At 62.2% G+C, this 21,194-nt stretch carries 23 protein-coding genes, 1 other RNA gene and 2 pseudogenes; 16 read left to right on the forward strand and 10 right to left on the reverse strand.

Going from position 1 to position 21,194, the window contains the following annotated elements; genetic code table 11:
- Positions 1-26: 26 nt before the first annotated feature.
- The 4 genes from trhA to NKI47_RS11440 all read left to right on the forward strand — a co-directional run bounded on the left by trhA (position 27) and on the right by NKI47_RS11440 (position 3,582).
- Positions 27-734 carry a PAQR family membrane homeostasis protein TrhA gene (gene trhA, locus NKI47_RS11425; RefSeq protein ID WP_023678018.1) on the forward strand — a complete coding sequence of 236 codons (708 nt, stop codon included), beginning with the start codon at positions 27-29 and terminating at the stop codon, positions 732-734.
- Between the two features lie 115 nt (positions 735-849).
- A complete protein-coding gene (locus NKI47_RS11430) occupies positions 850-1,875 on the forward strand; it encodes a MotA/TolQ/ExbB proton channel family protein (protein ID WP_023678019.1) in 1,026 nt (341 codons plus the stop codon).
- Between the two features lies 1 nt (position 1,876).
- Complete coding sequence (locus NKI47_RS11435) at positions 1,877-2,908, forward strand: peptidoglycan -binding protein (protein WP_023678020.1); 1,032 nt, start codon at positions 1,877-1,879, stop codon at positions 2,906-2,908.
- 275 nt (positions 2,909-3,183) lie between these two features.
- On the forward strand, positions 3,184-3,582 hold the full coding sequence (locus NKI47_RS11440) for a hypothetical protein (RefSeq protein ID WP_352589991.1): 399 nt from the start codon (positions 3,184-3,186) through the stop codon (positions 3,580-3,582).
- 77 nt (positions 3,583-3,659) lie between these two features.
- On the opposite strand, the pseudogene NKI47_RS11445 reads toward NKI47_RS11440, so the two are convergent.
- Positions 3,660-4,003 (reverse strand): annotated as a pseudogene (locus NKI47_RS11445) (DUF1304 domain-containing protein).
- Positions 4,004-4,184: 181 nt separating this feature from the next.
- Here NKI47_RS11445 and NKI47_RS11450 point away from each other — a divergent pair.
- Both NKI47_RS11450 and NKI47_RS11455 read left to right on the forward strand, forming a co-directional pair.
- Entirely contained in the window at positions 4,185-5,669 is a 1,485-nt protein-coding gene (locus tag NKI47_RS11450; protein ID WP_352454909.1) for a carboxypeptidase M32, read from the forward strand.
- 206 nt (positions 5,670-5,875) lie between these two features.
- Positions 5,876-7,903: a DUF3857 domain-containing protein gene (locus tag NKI47_RS11455; protein WP_352589993.1), complete on the forward strand. Its 2,028-nt coding sequence runs from the start codon at positions 5,876-5,878 to the stop codon at positions 7,901-7,903.
- A 118-nt stretch (positions 7,904-8,021) separates the two neighbouring features.
- On the opposite strand, the gene NKI47_RS11460 is transcribed toward NKI47_RS11455, so the two are convergent.
- The gene (locus tag NKI47_RS11460; protein WP_352589995.1) at positions 8,022-9,824 is read right to left on the reverse strand and encodes an ABC transporter transmembrane domain-containing protein; all 1,803 of its coding nucleotides are present in this window, start codon (positions 9,822-9,824) and stop codon (positions 8,022-8,024) included.
- Positions 9,825-10,028: 204 nt separating this feature from the next.
- Between NKI47_RS11460 and rpmE the strand changes: the two genes are divergently transcribed.
- Positions 10,029-10,250: a 50S ribosomal protein L31 gene (gene rpmE, locus NKI47_RS11465; protein WP_006327661.1), complete on the forward strand. Its 222-nt coding sequence runs from the start codon at positions 10,029-10,031 to the stop codon at positions 10,248-10,250.
- Between the two features lie 69 nt (positions 10,251-10,319).
- Here the strand turns inward: rpmE and NKI47_RS11470 are convergent, their stop codons facing one another.
- On the reverse strand, positions 10,320-10,961 hold the full coding sequence (locus NKI47_RS11470; protein WP_352589998.1) for a TetR/AcrR family transcriptional regulator: 642 nt from the start codon (positions 10,959-10,961) through the stop codon (positions 10,320-10,322).
- 131 nt (positions 10,962-11,092) lie between these two features.
- Between NKI47_RS11470 and NKI47_RS11475 the strand changes: the two genes are divergently transcribed.
- Positions 11,093-11,572 carry an anthrone oxygenase family protein gene (locus tag NKI47_RS11475; protein WP_352590001.1) on the forward strand — a complete coding sequence of 160 codons (480 nt, stop codon included), beginning with the start codon at positions 11,093-11,095 and terminating at the stop codon, positions 11,570-11,572.
- Positions 11,573-11,599: 27 nt separating this feature from the next.
- Here NKI47_RS11475 and NKI47_RS11480 read toward each other — a convergent pair whose 3' ends face one another.
- From NKI47_RS11480 to NKI47_RS11490, 3 genes are all read right to left on the reverse strand, one after another.
- Positions 11,600-11,911: an Rdx family protein gene (locus tag NKI47_RS11480; protein WP_352590004.1), complete on the reverse strand. Its 312-nt coding sequence runs from the start codon at positions 11,909-11,911 to the stop codon at positions 11,600-11,602.
- Positions 11,908-12,657: a YebC/PmpR family DNA-binding transcriptional regulator gene (locus NKI47_RS11485; RefSeq protein ID WP_352540320.1), complete on the reverse strand. Its 750-nt coding sequence runs from the start codon at positions 12,655-12,657 to the stop codon at positions 11,908-11,910. The genes NKI47_RS11480 and NKI47_RS11485 overlap by 4 nt, the downstream gene beginning before the upstream one ends.
- A gap of 238 nt (positions 12,658-12,895) precedes the next feature.
- Positions 12,896-13,219 carry an ArsR/SmtB family transcription factor gene (locus NKI47_RS11490; RefSeq protein WP_352569576.1) on the reverse strand — a complete coding sequence of 108 codons (324 nt, stop codon included), beginning with the start codon at positions 13,217-13,219 and terminating at the stop codon, positions 12,896-12,898.
- A 51-nt stretch (positions 13,220-13,270) separates the two neighbouring features.
- On the opposite strand from NKI47_RS11490, the pseudogene NKI47_RS11495 reads away from it, so the two are divergent.
- From NKI47_RS11495 to NKI47_RS11505, 3 genes and pseudogenes are all read left to right on the forward strand, one after another.
- Positions 13,271-13,754, forward strand: a pseudogene (locus tag NKI47_RS11495) (SRPBCC domain-containing protein).
- Between the two features lie 16 nt (positions 13,755-13,770).
- The gene (locus NKI47_RS11500) at positions 13,771-14,133 is read left to right on the forward strand and encodes a VOC family protein (RefSeq protein WP_352454915.1); all 363 of its coding nucleotides are present in this window, start codon (positions 13,771-13,773) and stop codon (positions 14,131-14,133) included.
- Positions 14,134-14,163: 30 nt separating this feature from the next.
- The gene (locus tag NKI47_RS11505; protein WP_352590009.1) at positions 14,164-14,631 is read left to right on the forward strand and encodes an SRPBCC family protein; all 468 of its coding nucleotides are present in this window, start codon (positions 14,164-14,166) and stop codon (positions 14,629-14,631) included.
- 21 nt (positions 14,632-14,652) lie between these two features.
- On the opposite strand, the gene NKI47_RS11510 is transcribed toward NKI47_RS11505, so the two are convergent.
- The 4 genes from NKI47_RS11510 to ssrS form a co-directional block, all read right to left on the reverse strand.
- Positions 14,653-15,417: a TerC family protein gene (locus NKI47_RS11510; RefSeq protein WP_023678035.1), complete on the reverse strand. Its 765-nt coding sequence runs from the start codon at positions 15,415-15,417 to the stop codon at positions 14,653-14,655.
- Between the two features lie 70 nt (positions 15,418-15,487).
- A complete protein-coding gene (locus NKI47_RS11515; RefSeq protein WP_023678036.1) occupies positions 15,488-16,312 on the reverse strand; it encodes a TIGR00282 family metallophosphoesterase in 825 nt (274 codons plus the stop codon).
- A gap of 81 nt (positions 16,313-16,393) precedes the next feature.
- Positions 16,394-16,981 (reverse strand): 5-formyltetrahydrofolate cyclo-ligase, encoded by a 588-nt coding sequence (locus tag NKI47_RS11520; RefSeq protein ID WP_352590012.1) that lies wholly within the window; start codon positions 16,979-16,981, stop codon positions 16,394-16,396.
- A gap of 141 nt (positions 16,982-17,122) precedes the next feature.
- Positions 17,123-17,278, reverse strand: a non-coding RNA gene (gene ssrS, locus NKI47_RS11525) — 6S RNA.
- 176 nt (positions 17,279-17,454) lie between these two features.
- Here ssrS and NKI47_RS11530 point away from each other — a divergent pair.
- The 5 genes from NKI47_RS11530 (at position 17,455) to NKI47_RS11550 (ending at position 21,167) form a co-directional block, all read left to right on the forward strand.
- The gene (locus tag NKI47_RS11530; protein ID WP_352590015.1) at positions 17,455-18,294 is read left to right on the forward strand and encodes an AAA family ATPase; all 840 of its coding nucleotides are present in this window, start codon (positions 17,455-17,457) and stop codon (positions 18,292-18,294) included.
- Between the two features lie 116 nt (positions 18,295-18,410).
- Positions 18,411-18,857, forward strand: a complete 447-nt coding sequence (locus NKI47_RS11535) for a GNAT family N-acetyltransferase (protein ID WP_352590018.1) — start codon at positions 18,411-18,413, stop codon at positions 18,855-18,857.
- Positions 18,858-18,890: 33 nt separating this feature from the next.
- Complete coding sequence (locus NKI47_RS11540) at positions 18,891-19,151, forward strand: type II toxin-antitoxin system HicB family antitoxin (RefSeq protein WP_352590021.1); 261 nt, start codon at positions 18,891-18,893, stop codon at positions 19,149-19,151.
- A 3-nt stretch (positions 19,152-19,154) separates the two neighbouring features.
- Positions 19,155-20,345 carry a vWA domain-containing protein gene (locus tag NKI47_RS11545; RefSeq protein ID WP_352590024.1) on the forward strand — a complete coding sequence of 397 codons (1,191 nt, stop codon included), beginning with the start codon at positions 19,155-19,157 and terminating at the stop codon, positions 20,343-20,345.
- On the forward strand, positions 20,346-21,167 hold the full coding sequence (locus NKI47_RS11550) for an MBL fold metallo-hydrolase (RefSeq protein WP_352590027.1): 822 nt from the start codon (positions 20,346-20,348) through the stop codon (positions 21,165-21,167).
- The last annotated feature ends 27 nt before the right edge of the window (positions 21,168-21,194 follow it).

The following is a 21,194-nucleotide window of genomic DNA, read 5'->3' on the forward strand; positions in this document are numbered from 1 at the left end:
CCAGATAAGGTGGCGCAGGATCATCGATGACGAACAGCCGGCCCCAACCCCAGAGCGAACTCTCCCAGCTCGACATTCCCTTTATGGGGCGCTGGCATTACTCGCGCGCCGAGATCATCGCCGACGGCATTGTCCACGCCGTGGGCATCGTGCTGGCGATCGCTGCCGGCTCGACGCTGCTGGCACTGGCCGCCTATCGAACCGGCCCCGGCGAATACGTCGCCGCCGCCTTCTATGTAGTCTCGCTGCTCACCGTGCTGTCGGTTTCGCTGGCCTACAATGTCTGGCCGGTGTCGTCGCCGGCAAAATGGATATTGCGGCGCTTCGACCATGCCGCGATCTATCTGCTGATCGCTGCCACCTACACGCCTTTCCTGGCCCAGCTCGGCGGCTCGCCGCTCGCCGTTTCCATGATCGTCCTGGTCTGGACCGCCGCGGCGGTCGGCATCGCCATCAAGGTCTTTCTTCCCGGCCGTTTCGACCGGCTGGCGATCGTCTTCTACCTAGCCATCGGCTGGAGCGGTATCGTTCTGGTGGAGCCGCTCGTGCGGACGCTGCCGGCGACATCGATCGCGCTCATCGTTGCCGGCGGCATCGTTTACTCCTGTGGCGTGATCTTCTTCGCCTGGAAGGGCCTGCGCTTCCACAATGCGCTGTGGCATGGCTTTGTCGTCACCGGCGCCGGCCTGCATCTGGCCGCCATGGTCGACTGCCTGGTCATCAACCGGCTTTGACCTCCGGTCGCGGACAGTGGCAATATTGCCAAGCGCCATTCAATTTCGTCACAATTCCGTTTAGAGTCGCAAACACAAATTGATCGGCGGCGACGGCATCGGAAACGGGGCACGGATGACTCTTCTCAGATCCTTCGGCATGGGCAGGCGCTCCGACGTTCTGATCTACGACCCGCACAAATTGTCGAGCCCGCAGGTGTTTCTGCTGACCATGGTGATCTTTCTGTTCATCGTGGCCTTCATCGCCGCCATCCTGACCCGCCAGATCTCGACCGCCTTCGTCACCAATCCCGGCCTCAACGGCCTGATCATCGGCGTGCTGGCGGTCGGCATCCTGCTGGCCTTCGTCCAGGTCGGCCGGCTGTTCCGCGAGGTGCGCTGGGTCAACTCGTTCCGCGCCGGTTCCGAAACCACCGAACCGGTGTTGCTGGCGCCGATGAAGGCGATGATCGGCCGCTCCTCGACGATTGCTTTCTCGACCAGTTCGATGCGCACCATGCTGGATTCGATCGCCACCCGGCTCGACGAAAGCCGCGACACGTCGCGCTACCTTGTCGGACTGCTGGTGTTCCTCGGCCTGCTCGGCACCTTCTGGGGCCTGCTCAACACGATCGGCTCGATCCGCGAAACCATCGAGTCGCTCGATCCCGGCACCGGCGATGCCGCGGCCGTGCTCGAATCCCTGAAGCAGGGGCTTTCCGCTCCGTTGGCCGGCATGGGCACCGCCTTCTCGTCCTCGCTGTTCGGCCTCTCCGGCTCGCTGGTGCTCGGCTTCCTCGACCTGCAGGCCGGCCGCGCCCAGACGCGCTTCTATACCGAACTCGAAAACTGGCTGTCCTCGGTCACCGACCTGTCCTCCGACATCGTCGTTGCCGACGCGGCCAAGACCGAACCCTCCGAGGAAATCCGGCTGTTGTCGGAAAAGCTGCGCACTCTGCAGGAGAATGGCGGCGGCTCCAATCCGCGCGTCGCCACCGCCATGGCCAATCTCGCCGACGGCATTTCCGGCCTGGTCAAGAACATGCGCTCGGAGCAGCAGATCATGCGCGACTGGGTCGAGGCCCAGTCCGACGAGCAGAAGGCGATGCGCAACACCCTGGAGAAGATCGCCGACGCCTTGAAGAAGCCTGGAGTGCATTGACGTGGCGTTGGCACGAGGCCGGCGCTCCGACCGCCGCATCGATTACTGGCCGGGCTTCGTCGATGCGCTGTCGACGCTGCTGTTGGCGATCATGTTCCTGCTCACGGTTTTCGTGCTGGCGCAGTTCCTGCTCGGCCGCGAGATCTCCGGCAAGGACACGGTGCTCAACCGCCTCAACTCGCAGATCAACGAGTTGACCCAGCTTCTGGCGCTGGAGCGCTCGACGACGCAGGACAAGGAGGACACCCTTGCCAATTTGCAGGCGTCGCTGTCCGCGTCGGAGGCGGAAAAGAGCCGGCTCGAGCAATTGCTGGCGCAAGGCGCCGGTGCCGGCGATGCCGCCAACCAGCGCGCGACGGCACTTTCCGGCGAGCTCGACAGCCAGCGCCAGATCAGCCAGCAGGCGCTGAGCCAGGTCGAGATCCTCAACCAGCAGATTTCGGCGCTGCGCAGGCAGATCGCAGCGCTCGAACAAGCGCTCGACGTGTCCGAAACGCGCGACCGCGAATCCAACACCAAGATCGCCGATCTCGGCCGCCGCCTCAACGTCGCACTGGCGCAACGCGTGCAGGAGCTAAACCGCTACCGCTCCGATTTCTTCGGCCGCTTGCGTGAAATTCTCGCCGACCGCGAGAACATCCGTATCGTCGGCGACCGCTTCGTCTTCCAGTCGGAAGTGCTTTTCCCGACCGGCTCCGAGGTGATCAACGATGCCGGCAAGGTCGAGATGAAGAAGCTCGCCGATGCCATCATCGAATTGCAAAAGGAAATCCCGCCGGAGATCAACTGGGTGCTGCGCGTCGATGGCCACACCGACAACAAGCCGCTCTCCGGCACCGGCCGCTACCGCGACAATTGGGAATTGTCGACGGCGCGCTCGACATCGGTGGTCAAGTTCCTGATCGAGAACGGCGTGCCGGCCAACCGGCTGGTCGCGGCCGGCTTCGGCGAATTCCAGCCGCTCGACCCCGCCGATACCGAAGAGGCGCGCAACAAGAACCGCCGCATCGAGTTGAAGCTGACCGAGCGGTGATCTGCAGGCCTTTGGCTTGTATCATGCGCCAGGTCGGGCCAGGTCGAGCCGGCTCAAGTCGGCGGCATTTAGGGCACTGGTGCGGCAGCGGCAAGAGCTGAAAAAAATTACCTTTTTTTAATTACACTTTGCCGCCATGGCCTTTTAGCCTTGGTCATGGGCCGAGAACCGCCGGCGGTGGAACCGCTCATCGCGACGCGACGGAACCTGACGGCCCGCGGCCGGAAGGCAAGACCCTCCCAACCACCGCCTTCCCCAGTAAAGGAGACGCAACCATGCGCTTCTTCGCTCCCACGAATCTCAGGACTGCTACGCTCGCCACACTTCTCCTCGCCGTTCCGTTTGCTGGCGCTCACGCCGGCCCGCGTGCGACGGCCTTGATCAATCAGATCCAGAGTGTGGAGACGGGTATCCAGGGCGCCATCCGGGCGAACAAGCTCGAGCCGGGCGAGGCACGTGACTTGCGCACGCAGGTCGCTCAACTCGATCGGGCCGCCCAGAGGGCCGCACGCGATGGAACCATGCCGAGCACGCAATATCAGCAGTTGCTGGCGCAGCTCGACGATGTCAGCCAAAAGCTGCGCGCTGACAGCGGCAGTGCCTTCCTCATCGGCAACGGCGCCGATGGCGGATACTATCCCAACGGCTATGGCCCAACTTATCCAGGCGGCTGAAATCGGCCGCAGTGCCCGGCGCTGTGGCAATTGATTTGCGCATGATCCGTTCCAGCTTTCGGTTCAGGGATCATGCGCTAGCCCACCGCCAGTGCAATCAGCGCCAGCGCTGCCGGCACTGTCTCGATGAACAGGATTTTACGGCCCGCCGTCGCTGCCGTAAAGGCCGGCGACGGCGACGCAGAGCAGGAAGAAGACTACTGGAAACCGGCTTCGCCGAGGTAAAGCCCCAGATCAGGCTGGCTGCGAGAAAGCCGTTGTAAAGCCCCTGATTGGCCGCGAGCACTTTCGAGGCCCTGGCGAATTCCGGCGTCAGCCTGGATACCATATGGCCGCGCGGCGTGTCCTACAGCACCATCTCAAGATAGACGATGCAGAGGTGGATCACGGCCACCAGCCCGACCAGCACATTGGCGATCATGTTTCGTCTCCGCATCGCGGTCTGCCGCCGCCGGACGACATTGACCACGCACGCCACCGCTTCCACAAGATGCTTTTCGGCCGTTGCAGCTGGCAGTCGATGCGTCGATCGCGGACGGCTTCGGGGTTGCCAACACTTTTGCATTGGTATCTTTTCCGCCGTCAAATCAGCGGAACCCACAATGTCCTTTCAAAAACTCGACGACCTCGGCCACAAGCTCGAAGCGCTGGAACACGCCCTCGCCATCCTCGGCGCCGACGAGGCGACCCATATGGCGGTCGGCGGCGGCGAGAAGCGCGCAGAGGCAATGTCGGCGCTTGCGGGCATGCACCATGCCCGGGCGACTGCGCCGGAGATTGCCGACTGGATCGCGGCGGCCGAGCAGGAGGCGCTGAACGAAGAGCAGCAGGCCGCGGTCAGGGAATTCCGCCGGCAATACACCAACCTGACCTGCCTGCCGGTCGAGTTCGTCGAGCGCCAGACGACCGCGCGCATGCGCTCCGAGCAGCTCTGGCGCGACCTGCGCGCCAAGAACGACTGGGCGGGTTTCCTACCGGCGCTCGAAGGCGTCGTGGCGCTGGTCCGCGAGGAGGCGGCCCTTCGCGCCGAGGTGCTCGGGCTCGAGCCTTACGACGCGCTCATGGAGCAATATGACCCGGGCAATCGCGCCGCCGACATCACGCCTGTGTTTGTCGAGTTGAAGACCTTCCTGAAAGGCTTCGTGCCGGAGGCACTGGCCGTGCAGGAAGAGCGGCTGGCGAAACATCCGCTGAAGCCGCTTTCCGGCAGATACCCCTTGGACAAGCAGCGCGAGCTTGGCCTCGCCATGATGGCGGCGGTCGGCTTCGACCTCACCCACGGCTCGCTGTCGGTTTCGCACCATCCCTTCTGCGGCGGCGTGCCGAGCGACGTGCGCATCACCACCCGCTACAAGACCTCGGATTTCCTGTCGGCGCTGATGGGCGTGCTGCACGAGACCGGCCATGCGCTGTACGAGCAGAACCTGCCGAAGGCGTGGGCGCACTGGCCTCTGGGCAGAGCGCGCGGCATGGCGGTGCATGAAAGCCAGAGCCTGTTCGTCGAAAAGCAGATCGGCCGCAATCCAGAATTCTGGCGCTGGGCGCTGCCGGTGGTCGAAAGACACCTCGGCGAGAGCTGGACGATCGACGACATCCTGCCGCATGTACACCGGGTCGAGCGCGGCCTGATCCGCGTCGATGCCGACGAGGTCACCTATCCGCTGCACGTCATCCTGCGCTACGAGCTGGAGCAGGAGCTTGTCTCGGGACGGCTGGAAGCAGCCGACCTGCCCGAAGCCTGGGATGCCAAGATGCGCGATTATCTCGGCCTGTCGACATCAGACAATCCGGCTGACGGTCCGATGCAGGACGTCCACTGGCCGGGTGCCGCCTTCGGCTATTTCCCCTCCTACACGCTGGGCGCCATGATGGCGGCGCAGCAATGGGCGGCGCTGACCAGGGATCATCCTTCAGCCGACGAAGACCTCGCCAAGGGAGATTTCGCCGCGATCAACGACTGGCGCCGCAAAAGGATCTGGTCGCAAGGCTCGCGCTGGTCGACACCGGAACTGCTCGAACGCGCTACCGGCGAAAAGCTCGATGCCGCACATTTCACTGACCATCTGAAGAAGCGGTACGGGAACTGAGCCGCTTCGTCTATTCCAGGTTCTTGCCGCGGTGACTGCAGAAATCCGCGAAACTGGCCTTTACTTTGGTGGGAAAGCCTCTGAAAAAGGAGTTCTTCCAAGTTGGGCGAGCGTAGATGTCTGTCTGTTACAGTTTTCATAGGATGAAGTCTTTCTGGCCCCGCTTGGTATTTTTCATCTTATTGATCGGCCTGAGTTCTCCGGCCATGTCCGACGACATGGTTCTCAAGGGTCCGGCAGAAAGCTGGGTAAAGCAGCTTGATATTCCGGCTGCCGATCCCACCCGATCGGATCAAATCAAGAATGGCGTTTCATGGCTGCTCTCGGACGACCAGATCAAGCATCGCGCCGGCGGCTATGTCGAGTACTCGCGCACCGTCTATAAAATCGTCGACCGTCCCGGCCTGGATCGTGGCGCGAGTATCGATCTGCAGTTCGATCCGTCCCGGCACAAGGTCACGCTCAACCATCTTCACATCATCCGCGATGGTGCCGTTTTGGACCGGCTGGAAGGCGTCGAATTCGACATCTTCCGCAGGGAAAGAGACGCCGAGAAAGGCGTCTTCGACGGCTGGCTGACAGCACATGTCAACATCGATGACGTGCGTGCCGGCGACATCGTCGATTACGGGTCGACCTACGAAGTAACACCGCTGGTCGGCAAGGACCTTTTCTTCAAGAATTTCTCCACCGAATGGGAAGAGCCGGTAGCGCTTATCCGCACAAGCATCATTTGGCCTTCGGGCCAGCCGCTCCAGATCAAGACAAGGGGAACCCGACTTAAGCCCTCAATCTCCCCGACTGGGCCGGACACCACCTATCTATGGGAAATTCCAAACCCGAAACCGGTCAATGTCGAGGATAACCTGCCCGTGACCTATCCAGGCTGGGGCTCCGTCGATGTCGCGTCTACCGCGAATTGGCAAAGTGTGGTCGATGCCGTTGCGCCCTATTACAAGCCAGCGACCGTTTTTCCCCCGGCTTTTGCCGCAAAGCTCGACGACATCGCTCTGCGGCATCCGGTGCCCGAAGACCGGATGGTCGAGGCAATGCGGTTGGTGCAGGACCAGATCCGCTATGTAAGCCTGTCGATGGGTGCCGGTTCCTACGTTCCGCGTGATCCCGCGACGGTTATCCTGAGCGGGTTCGGTGACTGCAAGGACAAGGCCCTGCTGCTGGTTTCGTCGCTTGTGCGGCTTGGCATTGCTGCCGAGGTCGCCTTGGCCGATCTCGACGAGGGACGGGCCCTGGACCAGCATCTGCCGGCGCTCCGCGATTTCGACCATGCCATCGTCAAGGCAAGGATCGGAGCAAAGACATATTGGCTGGACGCCACGAACTATCTTCAGGGCGGCAGGGCGCACAATCTCGCACAGCCGGACTACGGCTTCGCGCTGCCGCTTTCCAGCACCGGCGGGTTGGAGAAGATGCCGAGCCCTGTGCTTACCAGCCCGTCGATCCAGATCGCCGAGGAATTCGACTTTCCGCGGAAACCGGGCGATCCCCTCGTGCTGACGGTCTTCTCGACATATGAGGACGCCGATGCCGATTGGATGCGCGGCAATTTCGCCAGCAGGTCGCTGAGCGAGGTGTCGGACGCCTACCTGAAATACTACAACAAGCAATATCCGGGCATCCAAACCATCGCCAAGCCGGAAATCGTGGATCGCCGCGACGGCAACATAGTGAGCGTGAAGGAAAGTTATCGCTTGCCGGCGGAGGCGCTGGCGGCCAACGATCTGGCAAAGAATTTCCCGATCCGCGCGGCCGATCTCGGCAACAACTCTCTTCCAACCCCGACAATCGTCGACCGAACCGGGCCCGTCTCCCTCGGCCCCCAGTTCTACCGCCGCCACAAGGTGACCGTGCGCAACCTCAAGGCGAGGTTTTCCGGCGAGTCGATGAAAAACGTCGTGACGCCCTATCTGTCTCTCAAGGCATCCTGGTCCAACACGCCCACCGAATTGCAAGTTGAATGGAACTTTCAGACGCTGGCGACTGAAGTACCGGCCAAGGCGATTGCCGATTATCTGAAAACCGTCGATGACCTCGCAGACCAGGTTCGCTGGCAGTACGATTTTACCTATGAAGAGCCGCCTGCCGATGTGCAGCTCAGCGATCCGGCAAAGGAGCAGCGACAGACCGTCGCCAGCATGCTTTTGTTGTCGTTGCTTGTCGGTGTTCCCCTGTTCATCGCCTATCGACGCGGCAAACGCCGAGCTTTCGGTAGCTGAAGAATCTCGGCCGCCGCTGGGCACCATGATCCCGAAAAGTGGACGCCGGTTTTCGGAAAAGATCATGGTCAAACAAGAAGATGGAGCCTCATCCCGATTTCATCGGGATGGAGCGATGCTACTCGGCCGCGCCCCTGAAAGCATTCGCCCCGGTATCGAACTGCAGCTTGGCCAGCCGCGCATAGATGCCGCCCTTGGCGACCAGACTCTGATGCGTGCCTTCCTCGACAATGCGGCCGCCATCCATGACCAGGATGCGATCGGCCATCAGCACGGTTGCCAGCCGATGGGCGATGACGATCGTGGTGCGGCCCTTCATCAGCCGGTCCAGCGCCGTCTGCACCAGCGTCTCGCTTTCGGCATCTAGCGCCGAGGTCGCCTCGTCGAGCAGCAGGATGGGCGCATCGCGCAGAATCGCGCGGGCGATCGCCACGCGCTGGCGCTGGCCGCCCGACAGCGTCACGCCGCGCTCGCCGACCTGGCTGTCATAGCCCTTTTCGAGTTTCAGGATGAACTCGTCGGCAAGCGCGTCCTTCGCCGCCGCCTCGATCTCGGCCTGGCTGGCGCCCGGCCGGCCAAAGCCGATATTGTCGCGCGCGCTTGCGGCAAAGATGGTGACGTCCTGCGGCACGATGGCGATGCGCGCGCGGATCGCGGCCGGATCGGCCTCGCGCAGATCGACCCCGTCGATGACGGTCCTGCCGGCCTCCGGATCGTAGAAGCGTAGAAGCAGCGAAAACACCGTGCTCTTGCCGGCGCCGGATGGCCCGACGATCGCCACCGTCTCACCGGGTTTGACCTGAAAGCTCAGGCCATGGACGGCGGCGCGGTCGGGCCGGGCCGGATAGGAGAAGGAGACATCGTCGAAACTGATCGCGCCTCTCGCCTTTGCCGGCAGCGGCTTCGGATCGGCGGGCGCCTGGATCGCCGGTTTCTCGGCCAGGATCTCGGTCAGCCGTTCGGCAGCGCCCGCTGCCTGGGACAGTTCGCCCCAGACTTCCGACAGGGCGCCGAGCGCGCCGGCGGCGAACACCGAATAGAGCAGGAATTGGCCAAGCGTGCCTGGCGACAGCGTGCCGTCGAGCACGTCGCGCGAACCGAACCATAGCACCGCCACGACCGAGGAAAAGATCATGAAGATGGCGAAGAAGGTGAGAAACGAGCGGGCAAAGATCGAGGCCCGCGCCGCTTCGAACGCTGCTTCCACGGCGGATGAAAAATACCCGGTTACAAGCTTCTCGTTGGTGAAGGCCTGCAGGGTGCGCACCGCGCCGATCTGCTCGCTGGCGTAGGCGGTGGCATTGGCCAGAGTATCCTGCGCCAGCCGTGACTTGCGCCGCACCGAGCGGCCGAAGGCGACCAGCGGCAGCACGATTAGCGGAATGGCCGCGATGACCAGGCCGGACAGTTTTGGGCTGGTGAAGACCATCATCGCCACGGCGCCAAGGCCGAGGATGACGTTGCGCAAAGCCACCGAGGCGGTAGCACCGACGGCCGATTTGACCTGTGTCGTGTCGGCGGCGAGCCGCGAGACGATCTCGCCCGACTGGGCCGTGTCGAAGAAGGAGGGCGACAGCGTGGTGACGTGGGCAAAGACATCGCGGCGGATATCGGCAACGACGCGCTCGCCGAGCGTGATGACGAAATAGTAGCGGCTGGCCGACGCCGCCGCCAGAACGGCGGCCATCACCACCAGCATGGCGAAATATTCGGCAATGAAGCTGGAATCGGAAGCGGAAAAACCGTGGTCGATCATCCGCCGCACGGCCAGCGGCAGCGCCAGCGTCGTCGCCGCCGCGACGGCCAGTGAGACGATCGCGCCGATGACCATTTTGCGGTAATGGGTGATGTAGGGAAACAGGCGCTGCAGCGGCCTCAGCGAGCGCCTGCGCTCGTCTGCATCGCCGCTGATGTTCGCCATGACCGTTTCCTTTGGCCCTTTGGGGTTTGCGCCATCAATATGCGCTTGCCGCGGCCTTGTGATTCAATTCCGGCTGATGTATAGGCTCGCCGACCGTTTTAGAAGCCGTGGCTCCTCAATAGCTGCGGCTTCGAGTTTTAAAAAGGGGCGCATCGACGCAGGCTTCAGCCCGTCGGCAGCACCCGGCAAGCCAGGAACAGACCCATGAAGACCGATATCCATCCCGACTACCACACCATCAAGGTCGTCATGACCGACGGCACCGAGTACATGACCCGTTCGACCTGGGGCAAGGAAGGCGATACGATGAACCTCGACATCGACCCGACCACCCATCCGGCCTGGACCGGCGGCCAGCAGACCCTGCTCGACCGCGGCGGCCGCCTGTCGAAGTTCAAGAAGCGTTTCGAAGGTTTCGGCCTCTAAGCCGCATTGGCGTTTCGCAGATCAAAAAACCCGCCTTCGTGGCGGGTTTTTTGTTGCGAAAATACGGCCCTACTCGCCGAGCAACTCGCGCAGGGCCATGCGCTTGTAGGCTGCGACCAGCCTGTCGCCTTCTTGCCGCCCGACCGAGATCGCCAGCCGCATGGTGGCCTCGCCCAGTTGCCAGATGAGAAATGACGTCGTTTCCAGCGCTTCCGAATCGGCGGACGGCCGCAGCCGCTTCAGCACTGTGGTGAGGAATTCGGCGTTGGCCCGGCTATCGGCAAGCTCGAGTTCGCGCAACGCCTTGTCGGCCTGCGTGCCCGACCAGATGTCGCGCATCACCGGCTCCGCCAGGAACAACCGGTAATAGATATCCACCAACTCCGAAAACGCCTTGCGCAAGCCGTCGGCGTCACTGACGTCGGCAAGTGCCGCGGCAATGCAGGCCTGGCTTTCGGCGGTATAACGTTCGGCCAGTGCCCAGATGATCGCTCTCTTGTCGGGGAAGAACTGGTAGAGCGAGCCGATCGACACGCCGGCCCTCTCCGCAACCTCGCCCATGCGCATGGCGTCGCTGCCTTGCTCGGCGATCAGCGCCGAGGCGGCGGCCAGCATGCGCTCGACCCGCTCGCGGCTGCGCTGCTGGCTCGGCGCCCGGCGCGGCGATGCGGCCTGCTCGTTGCGGGAACCCGGTGCAGCGGTGCCTTCCATGACTGTCTCCAGAAAAATGGCTTGACTGACAAAATACGAGGGTTTATCACGTTTTGCAAATGTGAGGATCGCTCACATTTTTTAAACGACACGCCAATCAAACTGTCGAACCCCGAACCGGAGCAACTGACATGATCATGAAACTGCTTCCCACCCTTGCTTTCGTCGCTGCCATTGGCTCAGGCGTTGTCGGCGGCGTTTTCTTCGCCTTCTCCAACTTTATCATGCCGGCGCTCGCCCGCTTGCCTGCCGAAGGCGGCATCGCCGCCATGAATTCCATCAACATCACCGTGATCACGCCGACATTCATGACCGCACTTTTCGGCACCGGGCTGGTCTGTCTTGTCCTCGCCGCCGGCGCTCTTATCGGCTGGAGCCAACCGGGTTCGTTCTGGCTTCTCGCCGGCGCCCTGATCTATGTCGTCGGCAATCCGATCGTGACGATGATGTTCAACGTGCCGCTCAACAACGCCCTGGCCGCCGTCGATCCGGCAAGCGCCAACGGCGCCGCCGTGTGGGCCACCTATCTCAGGGACTGGGTGATGTGGAACCACGTCCGCACTATCACCGCCATCATGGCGCTGGGCTGCTTCATCTTCGCATGGCGGTGAATGCAGGACGGAAGTCCTAAAAGGCCGTCAGGCAGGGTCTTTTGACTTATCGCCCTTGCGGTCGGCATGGCCGAGATCGCGATCCGGATCGGTGACGTCGCGAACCAGTTGCTTGAGCTTTGCGGCGTCGGGAAAACCGCCGTCACGCTTGCGGTCCCAGACCAGCGTGTCATTGCAGGAAATGGTGAAGATGCCGCCGGTGCCGGGCACCAGCGTCACTTCGCCCAGATCGGTGCCGAAGGTCGACAGCAGCTCCTGCGCCATCCAGCCGGCCCTGAGCAGCCACTGGCACTGGGTGCAATAGGTGATGCGGACTGTGGGCAGCGCCTGTTGGATCATGCCGCGCTGAGCTTCGCCAAGGTCTCCTCGTCGACCTCGAAATTGGCGTAGACGCTCTGCACGTCGTCGTCGTCCTCGAGCGTCGCAACCAGCTTCATCAGCGATTGTGCCCGCTCCTCGTCGACCGCGATATTGGTCTGCGGCTTCCAGATCGGCTTCACCGATTCAGCCTCGCCGAGCGCGCCTTCCAGCGCCTTCGACACTTCGCCGAGATTCTCGAAGGCGCAATAGATCGTGTGGCCGTCCTCGTCCGACTGGACATCGTCGGCGCCGGCCTCGATCGCCGCGTCCATCACCTTCTCGGCGCTGCCGGCCGATGCCGGATAGTAGATCTCGCCGACGCGGTCCCACATGAACGATACCGAGCCGGTCTCGCCCATCGCCCCGCCGGCCTTGGTGAAGGCGGCGCGCACATTCGACGCCGAGCGGTTGCGGTTATCGGTTAGCGCCTCGACGATCAGCGCGACGCCGCCTGGCCCGTAACCCTCGTAGCGCACGGCTTCGTAGGTCTCGGCATCGCCCATCGACGCCTTGTTGATGGCGCGCTGGATATTGTCCTTCGGCATCGACACCGCCTTGGCGTTCTGCACCGCAAGGCGCAGGCGCGGGTTCATCGATGGATCGGGCGTGCCGCTCTTGGCGGCGACGGTGATTTCGCGCGCCAGCTTGGAAAACATTTTAGACCGCACCGCATCCTGGCGGCCCTTGCGGTGCATGATGTTCTTGAACTGTGAATGGCCAGCCATGGCACCCCTGTCGTCTTCTCGGCTAGAGCATCTGCCGCCTGGTGAACCACCCGGCATCTTGCAAAAATGCTCGAATTCAAAATTTCAGAACGTCCTGCTGCGTCCCTGACGGACGGACGGCGCTCGCTGTCGGAATGGCCGGCTTATAGATAAATCGGCTCAATTCGTCCAGCCGCGCCATTGCTGCCGGCACGCAAGGCTTTCAAGATCCGAAAATCGGCAGGCTTCGGCAAACCTTTCATCCCTTAAGATCGGATTTCAGCCGGTCGAGGATGCTGATCGCGTGCGTGGCATATTGACTGATCCAGCGGTCGTGGATGTGCTTGATCGGCAGCGCGTTGAGATGGTTCCAGCGTTCGCGCCCCTCGCGCCGCGCCACGACCAGGTCGGCCTCCTCCAGCACCTTCAGGTGCAGCATGACCGTGCAGCGGTCCATGTCGGGGAAGGCATCGCACAACATGCCGGTGGTCTGCGGCGCATCCTTCAGCCGGTCCAGCAACGCACGCCGGCGCGGATGCGCCAGCGCCTTGAAAACATTGTCGTCTCGCGATTGGCTTGACATGTTATATTTCTATAACATATCCTTGAGCCATTCAAGGAAGGAGCTGTGGATATGTCTCTTGGATTCAGGGTTTCTGGCCGCATCGGCAAACCCGTCGCCGAAGTCTTCGATGCGGTCGTCAATCCGAAGAAACTCAGCGGCTACTTCACCACGATCGGCGGCGCCAGCGCACTGCTGGTGGCGGGCGCCACCGTCATCTGGTGGGGCAAGGTTTCCCGTCGAGGTCGAGGAGGTGGCCAAGGACAGCCGCATCGTGCTGCGCTGGGATGCCACCGACGCCGACGGCAAGCCAGCCTACAAGACCCGCATCGAGATGAATTTCGAGCCGCTCGACGATGGCGGCACCTTCGTCACCATCGCCGAAACCGGCTGGCACGAGAACGCGGTCGGCCTGAAGAAATCCTACCTCAATTGCGAGGGCTGGTCGCAGATGCTGGCCTGCATGAAGGCCTATGTCGAATACGGCATCAATCTGCGCGACGGCTATTACCGCAGCGAGATGAAGGGCGAGCCGGCTAACGAGAACAACATCTGAGAGCAATGGAGTAAGAATGACCGCGAAGATCACCGGCGGCATCAACATCGCCATGAAAGTCCCGCCGCATCAATACCAGGCGACGATCGCCTTCTATCGCGACGTCATCGGCCTGAAGCCATTCACGGCCAAGCCGCCGGCCGTCGGCTTCGAACTCGGCCCCAATCGCCTGTGGATCGACGAAGCGCCGACGCTTAGCCAGGCCGAGATCTGGCTGGAACTGTTCACCGATGATTTTCCAGGCGCTGCGGACCATCTCGCCAAGGCCGGCGTCGTGCGCTGCGATGCCATTGAGGCACTGGGTGAAGGCTTTCGCGGCGGCTGGATCACCAATCCGGCCAACATCATTCACCTCGTGCGCGAACCCGATGCCTGGTGAACAGGGCGGCGCCGTGGAAAGGAGGACGCTATGAAAATCCGTGAAACACCGACCGCCGAAGCCGGCATGCTGATAAGGCGGCCGGTCGCCGACGTATTCGAAGCCTTCGTCGATCCGGCGATCACGACGAAATTCTGGTTCACCCATGGCAGCGACAGGTTGGACAGCGGCAAGGAAATCAGTTGGGAATGGCGCATCTATGGCGTCTCGACGACGGTCAATGTCAGTGAGATCGTCGATAACAAGAAGATCGTCATGCAATGGAGCGATCCGCCGACCACGGTAGTGTGGACTTTCGCCGAGATGCCGGGCGGCACGACCTTTGTCGAGGTCCGCAATTTCGGCTTTGTCGGCAGCCCCGATGAGCAGGTCAAGCAGGCGATCGGCTCGACCGGCGGTTTTGCGCTGGTGCTCGCCGGCGCCAAGGCGTGGCTGGAGCAAGGCGTGATGCTCGGCCTGATCGGCGACCGCCATCCGAAGGGTGTGCCGGGGAATTAGGTCAGCCGCGGTGGGCCATCCTCAGTGCCCGCCGCCTTTTGCCTTCTTCCGCCGCCGCGCCAGCATGTTGAGCCCTTCGACCAGTGCCGAAAAGCCCATGGCGGCGTAGATGTAGCCTTTCGGCACGTGGTAACCCATGCCGTCGGCGATCAGCGTCATGCCGATCATCAGCAGGAAGCCGAGGGCCAGCATGACGATGCTGGGGTTCCTGGCGATAAAGTCGGCCAGCGGCCCGGCCGCCAGCATCATCACGCTCACCGCCACGATCACCGCGATGTACATGATCGCGATTTCGTCGGTCATGCCGACGGCGGTGATGATCGAGTCGATCGAGAAGACGAGGTCGAGCAGCAATATCTGGAAAATCGCGCCGGCCAGCGAAAGCTGCAGCGTCTCGCCCATCATGGTGTCCTGGTGATCATCGAGATCGACCGTGTGGTGGATCTCCTTGGTCGCCTTCCAGACGAGAAACAGGCCGCCGGCGATCAGGATCAGGTCGCGCCATGAAAAGCCGTGGCCGAAGGCGGTGAATATCGGCGTCGTCAGTTGGACGATGATCGAGATGGTGGCCAGTAGGATCAGCCGCATCACCAGCGCGGCCGAGATGCCGAGCCGCCGGGCGCGGGCCCGCTGCGCTACCGGCAATTTGTTGGTCAGGATCGAGATGAAGATCAGATTGTCGATGCCGAGCACGACTTCCAGCACGATCAGCGTCAGCAGCGCGACCCATGCCGTCGGGTCGGAGACAAAGGCGAAATGCGGCGCCAGGAATTCGACTAGCTGCATGGAGGTCGTCCCCTCTACGATCTAGAGCAGTTTCGCCGGCAATTGGGTATTGCAAGCGTCTATATCAATGTCACGACCAGAAGGATGGAGCCGTTTCCTCCAGCCGCGGGCCGCGGCGAAACGGCGCGATCCGTTCGGTCAGGCCGCTACGGTCGGAAATGTCGACGCCGACGCCGCACAATGTCGCCGGTCCGGTCGACGCCTCGAAGCGGCCTTTCGGCACCTTGGACAAGAATCGGTTGAGCGGCTCCTCCTTGTCCATGCCGAGCGAGGAATCGTAATCGCCGCACATGCCGGCATCGGAAATATAACCGGTGCCGCCATTGAGGATCTGGTGATCGCCGGTCGGCTGATGCGTATGGGTGCCGACAACAAGGCTGGCACGGCCGTCGACGAAATGAGCGAAGCACATTTTTTCCGAGGTCGCCTCGGCATGGAAATCGATGACGATCGCATCGGCCTGCTCGCCAAGCGGACAAGCGGCAAGTTCGCGCTCGCCGGCCTGGAACGGATCGTCGAGCTCGGGATGCATGAACACCCGGCCCATGATGTTGGCGACCAGCACGCGCGCGCCGTTCCTGGCGATGTAGACGCCTGAGCCGCGCCCCGGCGTACCCTTGGGGAAATTGGACGGACGCAGGAAGCGCTCTTCGCGCGGCGCGAAAATCAGCGCATCGCGCTGGTCCCAGACATGGTTGCCGGTGGTGACGACATCGGCGCCGGCCGAGATCGTCTCGCGAAAAATCTCCTCGGTGATGCCGAAGCCGCCGGCGGCGTTCTCGCCATTGACGATGACGAAGTCGAGCTTGAAATCCGAGATCAGGCCAGGCAGTTGTTCCCACACCGCCGTACGTCCTGTCTTGCCGACCATGTCGCCGAGGAAGAGAAGTCTCATATAAGCGTGATCCCGAACCGAAGGTCAGCGAAGCAAAAAGCTGCATGACTTTCGGAAAAGACCATGCGTCCAGGAACTTATCTACAATTTCGGCGCGAAGCGACGCAACCCGCTCTCGGTGAGTATTTCCGGAATGATCACGTCATGCGGCTCGTCAGGCACCACGGCCACCTCCTGGCAGTCGAAGGCAATGCCGATCAGCCGCGGCTGCTGCCCCTTGTCGACCAGCCGCGCGATCGCCCGGTCGTAATAGCCGGCGCCGTAGCCGATGCGGTGGCCGCGCGCATCGAAGGCGGCAAGCGGCACCAGCATCAGCTGGGGATCGAGCACCTCGGCTTCCTCGTGTGGCCCGACGGTGCCGAAGCCCATGTCGACCATCGGCGCGCCGCGCACCAGTTCCCGAAAAACGATGGTGGTCTTGTCGAGGATGGCCGGCAGGCAGAGCCTTGCCCCCTTTTCGCGCAAGGCAAACATCAGCGGCCGGACGTCGACTTCCGAGCGCATCGGCCAGAAGCCTGAGACGATCTGGCCCGGCGCGACGGTGATCCGGTCGCGCGCCGTCTCGGCCATTTCGAGTGCTGCCTCCACCCGCCAGAAAGGATCGAGCGCGGCGCGGCGCCCGAGGGCTTGGTTGCGGAGATTTTTTTTCAGGTCTTTTGGGGATGTCATGCGCCGACGTTAGAAAAGGTCAGATTTGGATGGAGTTTTACGAGCGACGTTTTGGAGGAGCGGGGCGAACTTTTCGTTCGTGAGAGCACCGCACAAAGCGGCGCGACGACAAGATCCGCCAGACATGGCCTTTTCGATAGGTGACGATCCACACAACCGGTGGAGAGAGCGATCCCGGGAACCTACAAAGTAGGTGGGCGCCGTATGAGAAAACCCACGGGTCTTCCCAGGGACAGCTCCCTAGGGATCATTAAGGCCCCGGGGAAAATGTTCTCCTGCCGGGAAGCGCAGACCGTCTCCGCCAATATAGGCAGACGGCAGACCAAGCGCCAGAGAGACGACATGTTTCGAGTCTTAAATCGACGCAGAACCGCTCGACGAGGGTCGCGCCGGCAAGATTCCCGCTTTGCCAGCAGCGCCTTGCACAGCGAAGGCCGCGTCCTTAGGGTCGCGCGATGAATCCGGGAGCAAAAATGCGTTTCGAAGGCACGGCAGCCTATGTTGCCGACAAGGATCTGATGGTGGCGGTCAACGCGGCGATCGCGCTGGAGCGGCCGTTGCTGGTCAAGGGCGAGCCCGGTACCGGCAAGACCGAACTTGCCCGCCAGGTGGCGGCGGCGCTCGGCCTGGATCTGATCGAATGGCACGTCAAATCGACCACGCGGGCGCAGCAGGGCCTCTATGAATATGATGCCGTCTCGCGGCTGCGCGACAGCCAGCTCGGCGACCAGCGCTTCAACGACATCCGCAATTACATCAAGCGCGGCAAGCTGTGGGACGCCTTTGCTGCCGGCAAGAAAGTCGTGCTTCTGATCGACGAGATCGACAAGGCCGATATCGAGTTCCCCAACGATCTGTTGCAGGAACTGGATCGGATGGAGTTCTTCGTCTACGAGACCGGCGAGACCATCCGTGCCACCGTCCGGCCGATCGTCATCATCACCTCCAACAACGAAAAAGAGCTGCCGGACGCCTTCCTGCGCCGCTGCTTCTTCCACTACATCCGTTTTCCCGACGTCGAGACGCTGCACAAAATCGTCGACGTGCACTATCCCGGCATCAAGCAGAACCTGGTGCGCGCCGCACTCACGCAATTCTATGAAATCCGTGACGTGCCGGGCCTCAAGAAGAAGCCGTCGACCTCCGAGGCACTCGACTGGATCCGCCTGCTGGTCGCCGACGACATCGCGCCCGAGGACCTGCGCGCCGAGCCGAAGAACGCGCTGCCCAAGCTGCACGGCGCCTTGCTGAAGAACGAACAGGACGTGCATCTGTTCGAGCGCCTGGCCTTCATGGCGAGACGGCAGGGGTGAGGGGCGGTCGGCCGGAAGCCCACGAAGTCACCGGACAGCGCTTTCCCGGTGCTGGACCGTTGCCTCTAGCCGGGCACGGAGGCAGCTTCGGGTTGCCGACTTCAGAGGGAAACGAAATGACCGAGATCACCGTCCGCCCATTGGCGCAATCCGACCATGCCGATTGGCGGCGTCTGTGGACCGCCTATCTCACCTTTTACGAAACCAAGCTGCCGGAAGCGGTTTATGCCGTCACCTGGAAGCGGCTGTTCACGGCGGGCGAGTTCGAGCCGAAAGGTTTCATCGCCACCCTCGACGGCAAGGCCGTCGGCCTGACGCACTATCTCTACCATCGCTCCTGCTGGTCAGAGATAAACAACTGTTATCTGCAGGACCTGTTCGCCGACCCCGATGTGCGCGGCAAGGGCGTCGGCGCCGCCCTGATCGAAGCGGTCAAGCAGGAAGCCGGCAAGATCGGCGTCAAGAACGTCTACTGGATGACCCACGAGACCAACACCACCGCCCGCAAGCTCTACGACCACGTGGCGCGCAGGACCGGCTTCATCGAATATGATCTGCTGTGATGAGAGCGGTTGAAATACCTGAGGACGAGCTGAATGATCTGCTATTTCGGAATTCTGGATAGCGCGAATGACGTCTGGGGAGTGCGGGTGCCCGATCTTCCCGGCTGCCACGGCGGCGGCGCAAGCCCCGAGGAAGCAATCGCCGACGCGACGTCCGCCACGCGCGAATGGGTCGAAGCACGTATTGCAAAGCACTTACCCATGCCCAACCCAAGTACAGTAGCGGATTTGCTGCGATCCGGCGAAATCGACAGTTCCGGGGGTGAATCCGCCGTGATTGTGAGGCACAGATAGCAATTGTTCATCCCCTTCTTCCTCGAATTGAAGGCAGCGCGGGTTCCGGTCTCGCTCCGCGAATATCTGTCGCTGCTGGAGGGGCTGGAGGCCGGGCTGGTCGACTATGATGTCGAGGGCTTTTACTATCTCGCCCGCGCCGCTCTGGTGAAGGACGAGCGCCACATCGACCGCTTCGACCAGGTCTTTTCGCACATCTTCAAAGGTGTCGAGGCGCTGGCTGGCGAAAACGCGGTCGATGTCGCAAACATCCCGGAGGAATGGCTGCGGAGGCTCGCTGAAAAGCACCTCTCCGACGAGGAAAAAAAACTTGTCGAGGCGCTGGGCGGCTTCGGAAAGCTGATGGAGACGCTGAAGAAGCGGTTGGAGGAGCAAAAGGGCCGGCATCAGGGCGGTTCGAAATGGATCGGCACCGGCGGCACCTCGCCCTTCGGCGCCTATGGCTACAATCCCGAAGGCGTGCGCATCGGCCAGCACGAGAGCCGCAACCGCCGCGCGGTAAAAATCTGGGACAGGCGCGAGTTCAGGAATTTCGACGATGCCGTCGAACTCGGCACCCGCAACATCAAGGTCGCGCTGAAGCGCTTGCGCCGCTGGATGCGCGAAGGCGCCGAAGAGGAGTTCGACCTGCCCGGCACCATCCACGCCACCGCCGAGCACGGTTATCTTGACGTTAAGACACAACCCGAACGTCGCAATGCCGTGAAGCTGCTGATGTTCTTCGATGTCGGCGGCTCGATGGACGACCATGTCAGGAGCGTCGAGGAGCTGTTTTCGGCCGCCCGCGCCGAGTTCCGCCAGCTCGAATATTTCTATTTCCACAACTGCCTCTACGAAGGCGTGTGGAAGGACAATCGCCGCCGCCATGCCGAGGTGATTCCGACCTTCGATCTCCTCCATAAATATGGCCCCGACTACAAGGTGATCGTCGTCGGCGACGCCTCGATGAGCCCCTATGAGATCGCCCAACCCGGCGGCTCGGTCGAGCATTGGAACAAGGAGGCCGGTGCCGTCTGGCTCGACAGGCTGCTGCAGCAATGGCCGAACGCCATTTGGCTCAATCCGGAAGACGCGAAGAACTGGGGCTATACCCATTCGATTGCCATGATCCGCGATATCTTTGGCGGCCGCATGTTTCCGCTGACGCTCGCCGGCCTCGAAGCCGCGACGAAGCAACTTTCAAGGAAGCACTGAATGGATCCACGCAAAACAGGACGGTCGACCTGTTTCCTTTGCCTGCAATGCGGTGTCCAGTTCGCGGCGACAGCGACGCCGCCGCGACATTGCCCGATCTGCGAGGACGAGCGGCAATATGTGCGCTGGGAGGGCCAGGCCTGGACCACGCCGGAAGAGCTCGCCGCCGGGCATCGGCTCGTGATCAAGGATGATGCCGGCGTGCTCGCCTTCGGCATCGAGCCGCGCTTCGCCATCGGCCAGCGCGCATTGCTGGCGCAAACGCCGCACGGCAATGTGCTGTGGGACTGCATCTCAATGGTAAGCGACGAGGCGGTGGCGGAGATCAACCGCCGGGGCGGCCTGGCCGCCATCGCCATTTCGCACTGCCATTATTATTCGGCAATGGTCGAATGGAGCGCGGCGTTTGGCGGCGTGCCGATTTATCTGCACGCCGATGATCGTCAGTGGATCATGCGGCCGCATCCGGCAATCATCAGTTGGGAGGGCGAGATGCGCGCCATAAACCCGTCGCTGACGCTCATCCGCTGCGGCGGCCACTTTGCCGGTGGCCAGGTGCTGCACTGGAAGCGCGATGCCGGCAATGCCATCCTGGCCGGCGACATCCTGCAGGTGACGCCGACCCGCCGTCATGTCAGCTTCATGTACAGCTATCCGAACTATATCCCGCTCAACGCGACGAAGGTGCACGGCATCAAGGCCGCGCTGGAGCCTTTCGCGTTCGACCATATCTACGGCGCATGGTGGAACCAGAACGTCATCGGAGATGCAAAGGCGGCATTTTCAGCATCGGTTGCGCGCTATCTCGCGGCCATCGCCTGAGGAATTCTTTGCAACGGGATAGGAAAT

It is taken from the genome of Mesorhizobium sp. M0633, from assembly GCF_040320645.1.
Classification (GTDB): Bacteria; Pseudomonadota; Alphaproteobacteria; order Rhizobiales; family Rhizobiaceae; genus Mesorhizobium.

Excerpts from the sequence above, each read along its gene's own strand:
- NKI47_RS11510 (WP_023678035.1), bottom strand. The coding sequence starts at position 15,417 with ATGCAGCTAGTCGAATTCCTGGCGCCGCATTTCGCCTTTGTCTCCGAC.
- NKI47_RS11475 (WP_352590001.1), top strand. The coding sequence starts at position 11,093 with ATGATCATGAAACTGCTTCCCACCCTTGCTTTCGTCGCTGCCATTGGC.
- NKI47_RS11535 (WP_352590018.1), top strand. The coding sequence starts at position 18,411 with ATGACCGAGATCACCGTCCGCCCATTGGCGCAATCCGACCATGCCGAT.
- NKI47_RS11515 (WP_023678036.1), bottom strand. The coding sequence starts at position 16,312 with ATGAGACTTCTCTTCCTCGGCGACATGGTCGGCAAGACAGGACGTACG.
- trhA (WP_023678018.1), top strand. The coding sequence starts at position 27 with ATGACGAACAGCCGGCCCCAACCCCAGAGCGAACTCTCCCAGCTCGAC.
- NKI47_RS11480 (WP_352590004.1), bottom strand. The coding sequence starts at position 11,911 with ATGATCCAACAGGCGCTGCCCACAGTCCGCATCACCTATTGCACCCAG.
- NKI47_RS11460 (WP_352589995.1), bottom strand. The coding sequence starts at position 9,824 with ATGGCGAACATCAGCGGCGATGCAGACGAGCGCAGGCGCTCGCTGAGG.
- NKI47_RS11500 (WP_352454915.1), top strand. The coding sequence starts at position 13,771 with ATGACCGCGAAGATCACCGGCGGCATCAACATCGCCATGAAAGTCCCG.
- NKI47_RS11450 (WP_352454909.1), top strand. The coding sequence starts at position 4,185 with ATGTCCTTTCAAAAACTCGACGACCTCGGCCACAAGCTCGAAGCGCTG.
- NKI47_RS11440 (WP_352589991.1), top strand. The coding sequence starts at position 3,184 with ATGCGCTTCTTCGCTCCCACGAATCTCAGGACTGCTACGCTCGCCACA.
- NKI47_RS11505 (WP_352590009.1), top strand. The coding sequence starts at position 14,164 with ATGAAAATCCGTGAAACACCGACCGCCGAAGCCGGCATGCTGATAAGG.
- NKI47_RS11530 (WP_352590015.1), top strand. The coding sequence starts at position 17,455 with ATGCGTTTCGAAGGCACGGCAGCCTATGTTGCCGACAAGGATCTGATG.
- NKI47_RS11470 (WP_352589998.1), bottom strand. The coding sequence starts at position 10,961 with ATGGAAGGCACCGCTGCACCGGGTTCCCGCAACGAGCAGGCCGCATCG.
- NKI47_RS11520 (WP_352590012.1), bottom strand. The coding sequence starts at position 16,981 with ATGACATCCCCAAAAGACCTGAAAAAAAATCTCCGCAACCAAGCCCTC.
- rpmE (WP_006327661.1), top strand. The coding sequence starts at position 10,029 with ATGAAGACCGATATCCATCCCGACTACCACACCATCAAGGTCGTCATG.
- NKI47_RS11485 (WP_352540320.1), bottom strand. The coding sequence starts at position 12,657 with ATGGCTGGCCATTCACAGTTCAAGAACATCATGCACCGCAAGGGCCGC.
- NKI47_RS11455 (WP_352589993.1), top strand. The coding sequence starts at position 5,876 with ATGTCCGACGACATGGTTCTCAAGGGTCCGGCAGAAAGCTGGGTAAAG.
- NKI47_RS11490 (WP_352569576.1), bottom strand. The coding sequence starts at position 13,219 with ATGTCAAGCCAATCGCGAGACGACAATGTTTTCAAGGCGCTGGCGCAT.
- NKI47_RS11550 (WP_352590027.1), top strand. The coding sequence starts at position 20,346 with ATGGATCCACGCAAAACAGGACGGTCGACCTGTTTCCTTTGCCTGCAA.
- NKI47_RS11430 (WP_023678019.1), top strand. The coding sequence starts at position 850 with ATGACTCTTCTCAGATCCTTCGGCATGGGCAGGCGCTCCGACGTTCTG.
- NKI47_RS11540 (WP_352590021.1), top strand. The coding sequence starts at position 18,891 with ATGATCTGCTATTTCGGAATTCTGGATAGCGCGAATGACGTCTGGGGA.